General features: G+C 56.6%; 15 protein-coding genes. 9 read left to right on the top strand and 6 right to left on the bottom strand.

Going from position 1 to position 13,499, the window contains the following annotated elements; all coding sequences use genetic code 11:
- Positions 1 to 45: 45 nt before the first annotated feature.
- Both AURMO_RS06515 and AURMO_RS06510 read right to left on the bottom strand, forming a co-directional pair.
- Positions 46 to 1,974 (bottom strand): alpha-amylase family protein, encoded by a 1,929-nt coding sequence (locus tag AURMO_RS06515; RefSeq protein ID WP_110234210.1) that lies wholly within the window; start codon positions 1,972 to 1,974, stop codon positions 46 to 48.
- A 112-nt stretch (positions 1,975 to 2,086) separates the two neighbouring features.
- Positions 2,087 to 3,367 (bottom strand): MFS transporter, encoded by a 1,281-nt coding sequence (locus tag AURMO_RS06510; protein ID WP_110234208.1) that lies wholly within the window; start codon positions 3,365 to 3,367, stop codon positions 2,087 to 2,089.
- Between the two features lie 97 nt (positions 3,368 to 3,464).
- On the opposite strand from AURMO_RS06510, the gene AURMO_RS06505 reads away from it, so the two are divergent.
- The 3 genes from AURMO_RS06505 to ilvA are packed head-to-tail and all read left to right on the top strand — an operon-like array spanning position 3,465 to position 6,210.
- Positions 3,465 to 4,034, top strand: coding sequence for a LemA family protein (locus tag AURMO_RS06505; protein ID WP_110234205.1), 570 nt, complete (start codon positions 3,465 to 3,467; stop codon positions 4,032 to 4,034).
- A 26-nt stretch (positions 4,035 to 4,060) separates the two neighbouring features.
- Positions 4,061 to 4,948 (top strand): M48 family metalloprotease, encoded by an 888-nt coding sequence (locus AURMO_RS06500; protein ID WP_110234203.1) that lies wholly within the window; start codon positions 4,061 to 4,063, stop codon positions 4,946 to 4,948.
- 17 nt (positions 4,949 to 4,965) lie between these two features.
- Positions 4,966 to 6,210 carry a threonine ammonia-lyase gene (ilvA, locus tag AURMO_RS06495; RefSeq protein WP_110234201.1) on the top strand — a complete coding sequence of 415 codons (1,245 nt, stop codon included), beginning with the start codon at positions 4,966 to 4,968 and terminating at the stop codon, positions 6,208 to 6,210.
- 54 nt (positions 6,211 to 6,264) lie between these two features.
- On the opposite strand, the gene greA is transcribed toward ilvA, so the two are convergent.
- The gene (gene greA, locus AURMO_RS06490) at positions 6,265 to 6,756 is read right to left on the bottom strand and encodes a transcription elongation factor GreA (RefSeq protein WP_110234199.1); all 492 of its coding nucleotides are present in this window, start codon (positions 6,754 to 6,756) and stop codon (positions 6,265 to 6,267) included.
- A 10-nt stretch (positions 6,757 to 6,766) separates the two neighbouring features.
- The gene (locus AURMO_RS06485) at positions 6,767 to 7,174 is read right to left on the bottom strand and encodes a DUF4307 domain-containing protein (protein WP_110234197.1); all 408 of its coding nucleotides are present in this window, start codon (positions 7,172 to 7,174) and stop codon (positions 6,767 to 6,769) included.
- Positions 7,175 to 7,185: 11 nt separating this feature from the next.
- On the opposite strand from AURMO_RS06485, the gene AURMO_RS06480 reads away from it, so the two are divergent.
- Positions 7,186 to 7,464, top strand: coding sequence for a hypothetical protein (locus AURMO_RS06480; RefSeq protein WP_110234195.1), 279 nt, complete (start codon positions 7,186 to 7,188; stop codon positions 7,462 to 7,464).
- A gap of 4 nt (positions 7,465 to 7,468) precedes the next feature.
- Positions 7,469 to 7,807: a TipAS antibiotic-recognition domain-containing protein gene (locus tag AURMO_RS06475; protein ID WP_110234193.1), complete on the top strand. Its 339-nt coding sequence runs from the start codon at positions 7,469 to 7,471 to the stop codon at positions 7,805 to 7,807.
- Here AURMO_RS06475 and trhA read toward each other — a convergent pair.
- Both trhA and AURMO_RS06465 read right to left on the bottom strand, forming a co-directional pair.
- Positions 7,804 to 8,490 (bottom strand): PAQR family membrane homeostasis protein TrhA, encoded by a 687-nt coding sequence (trhA, locus tag AURMO_RS06470; protein ID WP_110234191.1) that lies wholly within the window; start codon positions 8,488 to 8,490, stop codon positions 7,804 to 7,806. The genes AURMO_RS06475 and trhA overlap by 4 nt on opposite strands.
- Positions 8,487 to 9,722, bottom strand: coding sequence for a Fic family protein (locus tag AURMO_RS06465; RefSeq protein WP_204163603.1), 1,236 nt, complete (start codon positions 9,720 to 9,722; stop codon positions 8,487 to 8,489). Before AURMO_RS06465 ends, trhA begins: the two co-directional genes overlap by 4 nt.
- Positions 9,723 to 9,858: 136 nt before the next feature.
- Here AURMO_RS06465 and AURMO_RS06460 point away from each other — a divergent pair, with 136 nt between their 5' ends.
- From AURMO_RS06460 to AURMO_RS06445, 4 genes are all read left to right on the top strand, one after another.
- Entirely contained in the window at positions 9,859 to 10,635 is a 777-nt protein-coding gene (locus tag AURMO_RS06460; protein WP_110234905.1) for an isoprenyl transferase, read from the top strand.
- Between the two features lie 90 nt (positions 10,636 to 10,725).
- Positions 10,726 to 12,087 (top strand): PhoH family protein, encoded by a 1,362-nt coding sequence (locus AURMO_RS06455; RefSeq protein ID WP_110234189.1) that lies wholly within the window; start codon positions 10,726 to 10,728, stop codon positions 12,085 to 12,087.
- Positions 12,088 to 12,189: 102 nt separating this feature from the next.
- Entirely contained in the window at positions 12,190 to 12,693 is a 504-nt protein-coding gene (locus AURMO_RS06450; RefSeq protein WP_110234187.1) for a prepilin peptidase, read from the top strand.
- Between the two features lie 13 nt (positions 12,694 to 12,706).
- A complete protein-coding gene (locus AURMO_RS06445) occupies positions 12,707 to 13,489 on the top strand; it encodes an alpha/beta fold hydrolase (protein ID WP_110234186.1) in 783 nt (260 codons plus the stop codon).
- Positions 13,490 to 13,499: the final 10 nt, after the last annotated feature.

Genomic DNA, 13,499 nt, shown 5'->3' with positions numbered 1-13,499 from the left:
AATTCTAGCGTTAATGAATTCTGGCAAACAGGGGCTTGTGAATAACTAACCCTGCGTGAACCAGCGCATCTCATAGGGTGCGAGAGGAACTCCGGCGCCAATATCGAAGGTGTGGCCTGTGAGGTGGTCGGTCACAGAACCGGACAGAGTTCCCAGCTCGGTGGCGGTGAGCCAACGTGGACTGTCCGAGAGGTTATAGACCTGGACAATGTCCCCGGCAGGGTGAACGCGGTCAAAGATCACCACACCCTGTCCTGTTCCCTTGCGCACGGTCGTGGCAACACCGGCGTGCAGGGAAGGCAGGGATTTCCGCACTTCAATGACGTGCTTGATGCGGTTATAAATAATGCCCGCAGCCTTGTCATCGAGTTCACCAGCGGCTGCCGCGTCGGCAACCTTCCAGTTCATCTTGGGGCGGTGGAGCCAGCGGTTATCTTCGGCCTTGGTCTCGTCCTTGAGGTAGCTGTGGTCGTTGAGCAGGCCAATCTCGTCGCCCATATAGAGCAGAGGAATGCCGCCGAAGCCAAAGATCATTGTGTAGGCACAGAGGTATCGCTCAATGGCGAGGGCAAGCTGCTTTTCATCCTTGAGTTTGAGGGCTTTCTCAATACCGGCCAGGCTGGCGCCTGTGCCGGAGGTGCGGCGCTCACCGCTAACGGGGTCCGGCATAAAGGGCTCACCGGTTGCGAGTGAGCCATAGAAGCTACCCTCGAAGTATTCAGCCAAGAACATCCGGTGGTCGTGGCCATTGAGGCCCACCTCGTGGGCATCGGTGTCATCGATAGCCCAGCCGATGTCATCGTGGCAGCGCAGATAGACACCCCAGGCGGTGGTGCTGGGCAGGCCAGTGAAGCGAGACATGGTGTGAACCATGAGAGTGGCATCCTTGGCGGCGATAGCCGACCAAATCTGCACCATCAAGCTGTTGTGATACGCCAGGTCAGACACCTTGCCCGCATGCTTACCCTCGCCGAAGTAGGCACCTACTTGGGCGGGACCCACGATAGCTTCCGCTTTGAAAATCATGGCAGGGGAGAAGATCTTGGTGAAGGCACGCAGGGCTTGAGTGATCACGTGAACCTCGGGCTCACCCTGGCAGATAGTGCCCATGCGCTTCCACATAAACGCAATGGCATCAAGACGTATGCAGTCAACACCGTGGTTAGCCAGGTTGGCAATGATGTCGGCGTATTCGCAGAACACAGCAGGGTTCGACCAGTTCACATCCCATTGGTAGGAGTTGAAGGTGGTCCAGACCCAGCCGCCCAGCTGCTCATCCCAGGTGAAGTTGCCAGGGGCGAAGTCGGGGAAAACTTCGAGCAAACTCTTCTCGAACTCATCAGGGATGGTGCGGTCGGGATAGACATAGAAGTAGTCGCGGTAGGCAGGATCCCCGGCACGAGCTTTCTCTGCCCACTCGTGCTCCTGCGCAACGTGGTTGAGCACCAGGTCGAGGGTGAGAGAAATGCCTGAGTCATGCAGTTTGTCTGCCGTGGAGCGCAGCTCCTTCATGGAACCCAAGTCTTCGCGCAGTGCGCGGTAATCCATAACGGCGTAGCCACCGTCGTTGGCACCAGGGCGTGGCTTCAAGATGGGAAGAAGGTGCAGGTAGGTCACACCAAGGTTTTCAAGATAGGGAATGCGTTTAGCTATGCCTTTGAGATTCTTGGCAAACAAATCCGCATAGGCCACATAGCCAATAGTTTCGGGGCTTTGGAACCAGTCTTGTTCCAGCACGCGCTCGCGGTCACGCTGCTGTAAAGACTCATCGCGCTGCAGGTGGGCAGCTGCCATCACTTCAATGAGTTGGGGCAGAGCGGTCTCTATCGGATAGATCTCGGCAAGTGCCTCGACCAGGTCACCACCCCAGCGATCGAAGCGATCAAGCAGGTCCTGAGCACCACGAGTTGTCGTGCCAATAAGTCCCTGGAGCTGCGCGCGTGCAGCGTCAACAAGGTCGGGGGAATAGGGCATGAGGAGGGACTCCATTGTCTCTGGCCCGTTCGTCTCTTAACGGGTTGAGAAAAGTGTATTCCCGTGGGGTACAAGACGGAAACTTCCTGACCGATTTATGCCTGAATATGCGTTAGGAGACAGGTGCAGGTGCATTGCGAATACGGAAGCTGATCCACGCTGCCACAGCACATAATGCCGCAGCACCAAACCAAGCCAGGGTGTATTCACCGGTTTGGTCACGGATAACACCGGCTGCCAATGCGGCGATAGAAGCACCAACCTGGTGCGAGGCAAAGACCCAACCAAAGACGACAGGGCCTTTCTTTCCAAATACTTCATTACAAATGGCAATGGTGGGTGGAACGGTGGCCACCCAGTCCAGGCCATAGATCACGACAAAAAGAATCAGGCTGGGGTGAATGGCATCAGAGAGGAGCACGGGCAAAAGCATTAGTGCGATGCCACGGCCAAAGTAGTACAGCGCCAGCAGTAGGCGAGGGTTGACGCGGTCAGTCAGCCAACCCGAGGCAATCGTTCCGAACACATCGAAAATGCCCACCACGGCCAACAATCCAGCGGCCGTGGTTTCGGGCATGCCGTGGTCGTGAGCTGAAGGAATGAAGTGGGCGCCAATCAAGCCATTAGTTGTGGCACCACAAATGGCAAAGCCAATAGCTAGAGCCCAGAAGGTCTTGTTCTTGGATGCGTCAACAAGCGTGACCTGAGCATTCTTTGCAGGGTTAGTGGGTGCCGGGTTCTGGGCAGCATCAGAAGCGACCTTGGCGGCAATCTCTGGTGTTTCGCCAAAGCGAAGAATGCCCAGCTTGGCAGGGGAGTCCTTCATGAAAATGAGAACGAGAGGAACTACCGCTAAAGCAGAAAGGGAAACCACAATCGAAACGAAGCGCCAACCGTTAGTTTCGACCAAGCCGGCATAGGTGGAGAGGAAAACCAACTGACCGGTCGCGCTTCCAGCGGAAAGCACACCTGAGACCAAGCCTTTGCGAGCGTAGAACCAGGTGTTAGTAATCGTGGCAGCAAAGACCATCGCCATCGAGCCCGTGCCCAGGCCAATCATGACACCCCAGGTCATCATGAGCATCCACGGGCTCACCACCAAAGTGCTCAAGGCGCTTCCGGAGGCAATCATGATCAGCGCGAACGCAGAAACCTTCCGCATACCAAAGCGCGCCATCAGCGCGGCAGCGAACGGCGCCATCAAGCCATAGAGCAAGATATTGAGTCCGATGGCGGTCGAAATAGTGGTGCGGTTCCAGCCGAATTCTTGTTCCAAGGGAACCATCATCACACTTGGTGCGGCTCGGAATCCGGCAGCGCCCACGAGTGCGAGGAATCCTACTGCTGCCACAATCCAGGCAGGGTGAATTCTTCGTGAACGCGGGGAAGACATTGCTCCAGCCTAGTGAGATTCGTTCGGGGCAAAAAGGACGAAAGTATTCACGATTCTCTCGGCAGACATCCAGCTTTCTGGTCGTAACATGGAACACATGGATGTACTGCTCCCCGTACTTGGACTCATTGTCGTTGTCGCCGCCATCGTTGGCATTTACCTCTGGTCGACCTATAACGCACTGGTTACCCTTAACGTGCGCGTGGATGAGGCATGGAGCGACATCACGGTACAGCTCAAGCGCCGAGCAGACTTGATTCCCAACCTGATTGAAACAGTCAAGGGTTATGCCGCCCACGAAAAGGGCGTCTTCGAAGCCGTCACCAAAGCACGTGCAGAGTCACTCTCGGCCAGCACCCCAGCTGCTGCGGCAGAAGCTGAAGGCCACATGCAGGCAGCTCTGAAGAGCATCTTCGCTGTTGCAGAGGCCTACCCCCAGCTGCACGCCAGTGAGAACTTTCTCCAGCTCCAAGGTGAGCTTGTCGACACCGAAGACAAGATTCAGGCAGCACGCCGTTTCTACAACGGTGGCGTTCGTGAGTTCAACACCAAGATCCTCACCTTCCCCAACAACATGTGGGCAAACAAGCTGAAGTTCGACAAGCGCGACTTCTTCGATGTTGCAGATGCTGCAGCTATCGCCGAGCCTCCACGTATTCAGTTCTAATCAGAACTCCTGAGAGCTAGAGCTCTATGTATTCCGCAATCGCCGCGAATAAGCGCAACACCATCTTCATCATGTTGGTGTTCCTCGTGATCATTGGCGGTTTGGGGTGGTTCGCTGCCTATATGTATGGCGATATCAATATCGCCATTTTCACAGTGGTGATTGCTGCCGCCTATGCCTTCTTCCAGTACTACCTCGCTAGTTCACAGGCGCTCTCGATGGCAGGAGCCATCGAGATTCAGAAGGCAGACAACCCGCGGTTGTTCCGCATTGTGGAGAACCTCTGCATTGCCACAGGAACTCCCATGCCCAAGGTTTACATCATCAACGACCAAGCCCCCAATGCTTTTGCCACGGGCCGTGACCCCCAGCATGCCTCAGTTGCGGCCACATCGGGCTTGCTTGATCTGATGGATGACGCTGAGCTCGAGGGCATCATGGCTCATGAGCTTGGTCACGTGCGCAACTATGACATCCGCGTCTCCATGATTGTGTTTGGGCTTGTTGTCGCCGTCGGCTTCCTGGCCGACATGCTCGTTCGGATGTCGTTCTTTGCCGGCAACCGCCGAGACGACAACGGTGGGGGAGGTAACCCGGTCGTGATGATCTTTGGCCTGGTTGCCATGATCATTGCCCCGCTGGTGGCCACCATGGTGCAATTAGCCATTTCCCGCCAGCGTGAATACCTCGCAGATGCCACGGGAGCACTCACCACCCGTCACCCCGAGGCTTTAGCTAGTGCCCTGCAGAAGCTGGGTGCCTATGGTCGCCCCATGCAAAAGCAGAGCTCGAGCATGGCACACATGTGGATTGCAGACCCAGAAAAGCCAAGTCTAGCAGAGCGCATGCTCTCAACCCACCCACCCATCGCGGAGCGCATCGAGCGTCTCCACGAAATGGGTGGAAAGTTCTAGTGCCCTAAGATTTGGTTATGACCTCGAAGCACGTTGCTGGCCCCACTCTGGACGAGTTTGAGGCCGCCCGCGCCACCGTGGCCAAGGTGGCACAGTCCACTCCGATGGAAACCTCTCGCTACCTCAGTAGCCTGCTGGGCTCCGAAGTCTTTCTCAAGTGTGAAAACCTGCAGCGCACCGGAAGCTACAAGCTCCGAGGCGCCTATAACCGTCTGTCTCAGCTCACCCCCGACGAGCGTGCCAAAGGTGTCATCGCAGCATCTGCTGGCAACCATGCACAGGGTGTGGCCCTCGCTGCCCGTGAACTAGGAATCAAAGCCACCATCTTCATGCCTCTCGGTGTTGCCCTGCCCAAGCTCGAAGCAACCCGTGAATACGGTGCTGAGGTTGTTCTGGCTGGAAACATCTTCAATGAGTCGCTCAAGGCTGCCAAGGAGCGTGCGGCAGAAACCGGCGCCATCTTTATTGCGCCCTTCGACCACGAGCACGTCATCACCGGTCAGGGAACTCTGGGCCTGGAAATCTTGGACGAAGTCCCCGACGTGGACACCATCATTGTTCCTATCGGTGGCGGCGGCCTCATCTCCGGTGTTGCCTCTGCAGTGAAGCAGAAGGCTGCGACTCTGGGTCGCACCGTGCGCATCATTGGTGTGCAGGCAGAGAACGCTGCGGCCTATCCTCCCTCTCTGGCAGCAGGTGAGCCCGTCAATGTCGAGGTTCAGCCCACCATCTGTGACGGTATTGCTGTTGCTCGTCCGGGAACCCTGAACTTCGACATCATCAAGGACACCGTGGATGAGGTCGTCACCGTCTCGGATGATGACACTGCCCGTGCTTTGGTCATGCTGCTCGAACGAGCAAAGCTCGTTGTCGAGCCAGCAGGTGCTGTCGGTGTTGCCGCCATCATGGCGAAGAAGATCAAGAAGAGCGGAAAGACCGTTGCCATCCTCTCGGGTGGAAACATCGACCCTCTTCTACTGCAGCGCATCGTGGGTCATGGTCTTGCTGCTTCCGAGCGTTATCTCAAACTCCGCGTCATGCTTCCTGACCGTCCCGGTCAGCTGGCCCGCACGGCAGAGATTGTGTCCGAACAGAACGCCAACGTGGTTGAGGTACTGCACACCCGTCACGGACGTGGTTTGCAGATCAGTGAAGTCGAACTCGAACTCCACATCGAAACCCGTGGCAAGGAACACCGCAAACAGGTCGTCAAGGCCCTGCGCGATGAGGGCTACAAAGTCCGCATCAGCGACGACATCTAAGTCTTAACGAATAAAGCCTCCCCATCGGGGAGGCTTTATTGCTGGAGTTCTTTGTTAGCCGGTGAAGGTGGCTACGTTGATGACCTCAACCGCAATGTCTTTGCCGTTGGGAGCAGTGAAGACAGTCTTCTCGCCGACCTTGAGGCCGAGGATCGCAGCGCCCATGGGGCTGCTTTCGCTATAAACGGTGTAGTCGGTGCCAGCGGCAATCTCGCGGTTACCAAGCAGGAAGACAGATTCTTCACCGGCAATGGTTGCGGTGATGACCGTTCCGGTCTCCACAACGCCAGAGCTTTCGGGAGCTTCGCCCACCTTGACGTCCTTGAGCAGTGCAGTCAGGGTGCGAATACGAGCCTCGATCTTGCCCTGCTCGTCCTTGGCAGCGTGGTAGCCGCCGTTCTCTTTGAGGTCACCCTCTTCGCGGGCTGCTTCAATGCGCTTGGCAATCTCTTCACGACCCGTCGTGGACAGGGTGTCGAGTTCTCCCTTGAGGCGGTCATACGCCTCTTGGGTGAGCCATGTTTCTTTGATTTCTTCGCTAGCCATACTTTTCAGCCTAGGTGAGCCAACAACGGTAGACCAAACCCGTGGTGGCTGGCTGGCTGGTGGTGATGGTCTCTGAAAAGTCGCGAATTCGCTGACTGGAAGGGGGATAGACAAATACCTTCCAGCCCACAATGGCGAAAGCGGTGTTCTTGGCTTGGATGGCGCAGGCCACTTCATGTCCAGGAGTTGCCGTGAGTTCGAATTCCACTGTCACGCTGGTGTCAGTGAGGTTTTTGTAACCGAGGTCACGAGCTTCGGCTTGGGGGCCAAATCCCAAGGCATCTGTGCTGATGGCCCAAAGCGTCAGCGCGATGATAATTACTGCGGAGGTAATGATCACACCGAGATTGCGCCGGATGGGTCCCCGAGGTGTCGCTGGTCGACCATAACGGTCAGCGAGTGTGTTCTCGGTGCTCATCGGACTCCTTGGTGACGGCAAGCTCACAGCTTTTCGGCGGTACGCTCTATATCAAGGCTATTGGCTACAAACCCCTCGGAGGAACCGTGCTTTTTGCAAAAGAAACCATTGATCCACAGCTGGTCTCACCTGGTCCTGTTGGTTTCTTTGCCACCATCCTGGTTGCTGGCCTGACCTTGCTCTTGCTCCTAGACATGGTTCGCCGGATGCGCAAGGTAAACATGCGTGCGGATATTCAGGCCAAGTTGGACGCTGAAGAAGCGGCCGAAGGTTCGGCTTCAGAGAAGTAGCAGCATGTCCAATCAATTTGGAATGTATTCCGAGCAATACAGCAACGACTACTCGAAAGAGCAGAACGAGCAGTTCACCGCAGCATTTGATGCGATCACGCAGCAGTTTGTAGCTGGTCTGAATGAAGGTTTACCCGCCAGTGCCGAGGCAGTCCAGGAAGCTGTGCGTCAGCATTACGAATTCACCACACAGTTTTGGAAGCCCACTCGTGAGGCATACAAGAACCTAGCCCTGAGTTATCTCATGCCCTCGCCCTATCGGGATTCCTATGAAGGTATTGCCGAAGGTCTAGGAAAGTATCACTACGACGCCATTGTGATCTGGGCCGACAACAACCTCTAAGCGTTATAGGCGGGGTGGAGAGCAATCAGCAAGATTGCCGTCCAGTGGCACATAAAGGCCACAACCGTGAGGGTGTGGAAGATCTCATGGAAGCCAAAGACGCCCGGAATGGGGTTGGGCTTCTTGAGCCCATAGATCACAGCGCCGGCGGTGTAGGCAAGGCCACCAACGACGACAAGGATCATCATGGCCACGTTCGCTTGGAACAAGTCCACGATGTACATCATGGCGGCCCAGCCGAGCAGGATGTAAAGAGCGACGTAAAGCCAGCGCGGTGCGTGAACCCAGAACACGCGGAATGCGATGCCCAAGGTGGCACCAATCCACACCAGCACAAGAAGTAGAACACCTTTACTTGGTGGCAGTGCCAGCACTGCGAGAGGGGTGTAAGTACCTGCAATGAGCAGGAAAATGTTGGCGTGGTCAAAACGCTTGAGCATGACCTTGGTCTTTGGGCTCCAGTTGAAGCGGTGATAGAGCGCTGAGATACCAAAGAGCAACAACGAGGTAGTCATGAACACCGCGGAGCTCCACTTTGCTGCCGGACCATCTGCCAACACAATCAAGACAATGCCGGCAGCGATTGCCAGGGGGAAGGTGCCGGTGTGGATCCAGCCACGCCACGTGGGCTTCACCTCGACGTGAGGGAAAGACTCGGCATCTTCGATTAGCGGCAAGCTCATGATTCGAGCCTACGCCCGTTGAATGTGACGAAGCTGGGCGTAGAAGCCTGGGCTATACGGAAATCCAGGTCATCGAGTTCTGCTAATACGTCGGGGGAAGCCCACACCCGGTCACGACTGCGTCCAGTGATTTCTTGGAGGATTCCATCACGCGTGAGTTTCTCGAGTGCCGCATTGGCGCTCACGTGGGAGGTTGCAGTGAGACGTTGGGTTGTCTCCACATTCAGCGTCGGATGTTCCAGGAGAACATCAATGATCTCTAGTGCCGTGCTACCCACTCGATTGCGGGAAAGACCATGCCACTGCACAGGAAGGTGAATGAGCCTGCGTGCGGTTTCTGCTGCTTCGAGGGATGCCGTGTTGCACCCCTGGGCAAACAGCGTAACCAGGGGAGAAATAAGCCCGTCGTGGAAATGATTCAGCGCAGCAAAGTAGTCATCGCGCCTTGCGGTGAGGGCGCTGGCAATGGGCACAACGGAGTGCAGAGTGATCCCGCGACGGCGCAGAACCACATTGATGAGAGCTCTACCGATGCGGCCATTGCCATCTGTGAACGGATGAATGGACTCAAACTGGGCATGAACGAGTGCCGCCTGCACGAGCACGGGGACATCGTCACGATTGGCGAAAGCCTCGAGATCGGCCATGTAGGACTCAACAGTGTGAGCGGGAGGTGGAACGTAGTCGGCATTGCGAGGAGAGTGATCGCTGCCGTTGATCCAGTTCTGCACTTCCCGCCACTTCCCGGCATAGGGGCCGTCGAGTGAATCTTCTTTCATCAGGTCGTGATGCGCGGCAAGGATGCTGGCTAGAGAGATACGCCGTGTCTGGCTCACATCGTCCACAAGACGAGTCAGTGCCGCGCTCGCCGCAATCATGGACAACGCGCTGGGATTCGCTTTGCTTCCGGCTATGGCTCGGGCGTAATCGACAGAGCTGGCCTCGATGTATTCGAGCTTGGACGAGGCCACGCTTTCCGTTCTGATGAGAAAACTGTTGAGTACCTTGAGTCCCGAGCCGAACTCGGCATCGGTTCGGACAATCTGAATAAGTGCCTGTTCAGCCATTGCGATGACGTCTGGTGGCAGCATCACGTCGAGGTTGGCTATCTCAGGAGGCAGGCTCACTGTGACCTCGGAGAGAGTTCGGTCTTCACGTGTTCCAGAACGCCCGGACTGCTTCCATGGCACCACGTCATGCCCGTGCGGGGGAATTTCATGCGTGTGGGGCACGGCAGGTTCCTTACATAGTGTGTGTCTTATGTAAGTTTATATCCACTAAAACTACATAACAAGAATGCATTGTTCTGCCCTTCCTCGGATGGGCACCTCGTTCTCTGAAGCTGCTTCGGCTAACGTTAGGGACGTGATGTCGCGCGCAACAAAGACGGGTCTGCTCTACGGCCTGTACCAAAAGCGTCTGCGTCGGGGGCTCAACCAAGACAATCTTCCGCACCACATTGGAATGATTGTCGATGGCAACCGACGGTGGGCACGGGAGCGTTTCTTAGATAACCCTTCCCATGGTCACCGTGCTGGTGCACAAAAGGTTCCAGAGTTTTTGGTCTGGTGCGATGACATTGGCATCGGCATGGTCACCCTCTACCTGCTCTCTACCGACAACCTCACTGGTCGTGATCCCAAAGAGCTCACCGAGCTTTACGCCATCATTGGCGAACTGGCTGAAGGCCTGTCTCACTTCCGCAACTGGAAGATCAACCATGTGGGTAAGGACGACGTTCTACCCAAGGATCTTCTGGACACTCTGCTCGCTGCAGAAGAGCGCACCAAGAACAACACCGGCCTGCACGTGAACCTGGCCATTGGTTACGGCGGCCGTGCCGAGATTGCGGACGCCGTGCGCAGCATCATCTCCGAACACCAGAGTCATGGCGGCAGCCTGGACCAGCTCGCCGAGAAGCTCACCCCCGAACTCATTAGTGATCACCTCTACACCGGCGGGCTGCCAGACCCTGACCTGGTGATCCGCACCTCCGGCGAACAGCGCCTGTCTGACTTCATGCTGTGGCAGAGCGCCCACTCCGAGTTCTACTTCGTGGAGGCGCTTTACCCCGACCTGCGCGAGGTCGACTTCCTGCGCGCCATGCGTGATTACTCACGTCGTGAGCGCCGCTTCGGCGGCTAAGACTCACTCTGAGTTTCCCTCAGATGACACTTAGATGAACTCAGGGCGTGTCGCACTCAAAGTGTGTCACCGCAGTCTTAGTTTCATCACATGAGCCCACAAAGTAGTGGCGCTAAGATTGGTCAATCCGGTCAGCGCCAGAAGTCCACTTCCTCATCCACAACCGAGCGTGTCTATGTCATAGATACCTCGGTTTTGTTGTCTGACCCCCAGGCACTCTTCCGCTTCGCGGAGCATGCGGTGGTCATCCCGGTGGTGGTGATTAGTGAGCTCGAGAAGAAACGCCATGATCCTGAGATTGGTTACTTCGCTCGACAGGCGCTGCGCATTCTCGACGACCTGCGTATCAAGAACGAACGTCTCGACTTCCCCATCCCCATCGGTGATGGCGGTTCGCTCCGGGTGGAGCTGAACCACTCCAACCAGGCCGTGCTGCCGTCTGGTCTCCAGCTGGGAGATAACGACAGCCGCATCTTGGCCGTGGCCATGAACCTCGCTAACGATGGCCTCAACGTCACCGTGGTCTCCAAAGACCTCCCCATGCGCGTCAAGGCTTCCTCTATCGGCATGAGTGCGGAGGAATACCGTGCAGAGCTGGCCGTGGACAGCGGCTGGACCGGCATGGAAGAGATTTCTCTCAGTGCTGATGACATGGCCATCCTCTATGAAGAGGAAATCCTGCGATCCTCACAGGTCAAAGACACCCCCATCAACACCGGGTTGGTCATTCACTCTGACCGCGGTTCTGCCCTCGGTCGCGTCATCGACAAGGGTGAGATCACCCTTGTTCGCGGTGACCGCGACCTCTTTGGTCTGCACGGTCGCTCGGCAGAACAGCGCCTGGCTATCGACATGCTCCTCGACCCCAGCATGGGAATTATCTCGATGGGTGGCTCCGCTGGCACCGGAAAGTCGGCACTGGCACTGTGTGCTGGTTTGGAAGCCGTGCTCGAGCGTCAGCAGCACAAGAAGATCATTGTCTTCCGTCCCCTCTACGCCGTAGGTGGCCAAGAGCTCGGTTACCTCCCCGGTGACAAGGACGAGAAGATGAACCCCTGGGGTCAGGCCATCTTTGACACCCTCGGTGCTCTTGTCTCCGACAACGTCTTGAACGAGGTCGTGGACCGTGGCATCCTCGAGGTCTTGCCTCTGACCCACATCCGTGGTCGATCACTCCACGATGCCTTTGTCATCGTGGATGAGGCGCAGTCCCTCGAGCGCAACGTTCTGCTCACCGTGCTTAGCCGTATTGGTCAGAACTCCCGCGTGATTTTGACTCACGATGTCGCCCAGCGAGATAACCTCCGGGTTGGTCGCCACGACGGTATTGCCAGCGTGATTGAAAGCCTCAAGGGTCAGCCCCTCTTTGGCCACATCACCTTGACCCGTTCCGAGCGCTCCGCAATTGCGGCGCTCGTCACCGACCTCCTGGAGCGCCAGGAAGTCCTTTAGACGCCACGCGAATAGCCGGGGAGGAGAACACTCTTCGTTGGCTCACCCGCGGACTGTGGAAAGCCCTCGCCAAGCGAGGGCTTTCTGCATTAGTGTCTGGGCATGACGCTCTGGCAGATCATCCCCCTCGCCTACCTCGCAGTGGTGACGATTCCGCTGGTGCGCATTGACTGGAAAACCCACAAACTCCCCAACGTCTGGGTGATGCCGGGCTATATCGCTCTTGCCATTGCCTGGATTGGCGTGTGGATGACCACGGGTGAATACCCCATGCTTCCTGCTATTGCCGCTGCAGGTTATTTCACCTTCATGCTGCTGCTGAGCTATGGCGGGGGAATGGGCATGGGGGATGTGAAGCTGGCAGGGCTCTTGGGCGGTGCTGCTGGATTGATCAGTGTTCCGGCAGCCATCCTCTCGCCAGTGCTGGCTTTTCTTGCCGGGGGCGTGGCCTCACTCGTGGTGCTGATTATCACCTTCACCAGGCGATCTGACCTCCCACTCAAGCAAGCTTGGGCTGTGACGAGGCAGACGAGAATTCCCTTTGGCCCCTTCATGTTGTTGGGGTTCTGGGCAGCAATGGTCTTGGTTGCAGGCTTGTTCAACTAGATAAAGTGAGCTCATGACTGTTCCTGAACTTTTCTTTGTTTCTGAGAAGCCTGTTGCCGAGCTCACGGGCGCAGACAATGTTCTGTTTCTCGGCAATGCTCTCGGCACAGACACGCACCTCTGGGACTTGGCGTTGCCCACCCTGGCAGCGAAGTATTCAGTGATTCGCTTCGATATGCCCGGTCACGGACAGTCACCTGTGCCCACCGACTCCTACACCCTTGAAGAGATCGCGGATGCTCTCGTCGCAAAGGCAGATGAGCTCGGCGTTGAATCCTTTGACTATGCCGGTGTATCCGTCAGCGGAGCTATTGCGCTCGAGATCGCTTACAAATACCCCACCCGCATCAAACACTCCGTCGTGGTGTGTTCGGCTCCCTATATGGGCGGACCCGAAGGCTGGGCAGAACGTATTGCTCAGGTGAGCGCAGCAGGAACGGCTTCGCTAGTTCCTGCCATTCCAGCCCGCTGGTTCTCTGACGAGTTCATCGCCAAAGACCCTGCAGCGGTGAAGAAGACGCTGGATATGGTTGTTGCCACCGATGACTCCAGTTACATCAAGACCTGTGAAGCACTGGGAAACTACGACGCCCGCCCCTTCATGGCAAACATCACCGTTCCGGTGCTGGTGATTTCGGGAGAAATCGACCCCGGATCACCGCCTGCAGCAGGCGCCATCATTTCAGAGACAGTTCCTGGAGCACGCCAAGTTGTCATTCCTGGTGCTTCTCACATTGCTGTGGTGGAAGCACCACTTGAAGTGGCCAAGACACTGGTCACTTTCCTAGACAGCTAGGCATATCTCA

It is taken from the genome of Aurantimicrobium photophilum (assembly GCF_003194085.1).
Classification (GTDB): domain Bacteria; phylum Actinomycetota; class Actinomycetes; order Actinomycetales; family Microbacteriaceae; genus Aurantimicrobium; species Aurantimicrobium photophilum.
Note: the sequence above shows the minus strand (reverse complement) of the source record. Positions and strands in the feature narration are given on the sequence as shown.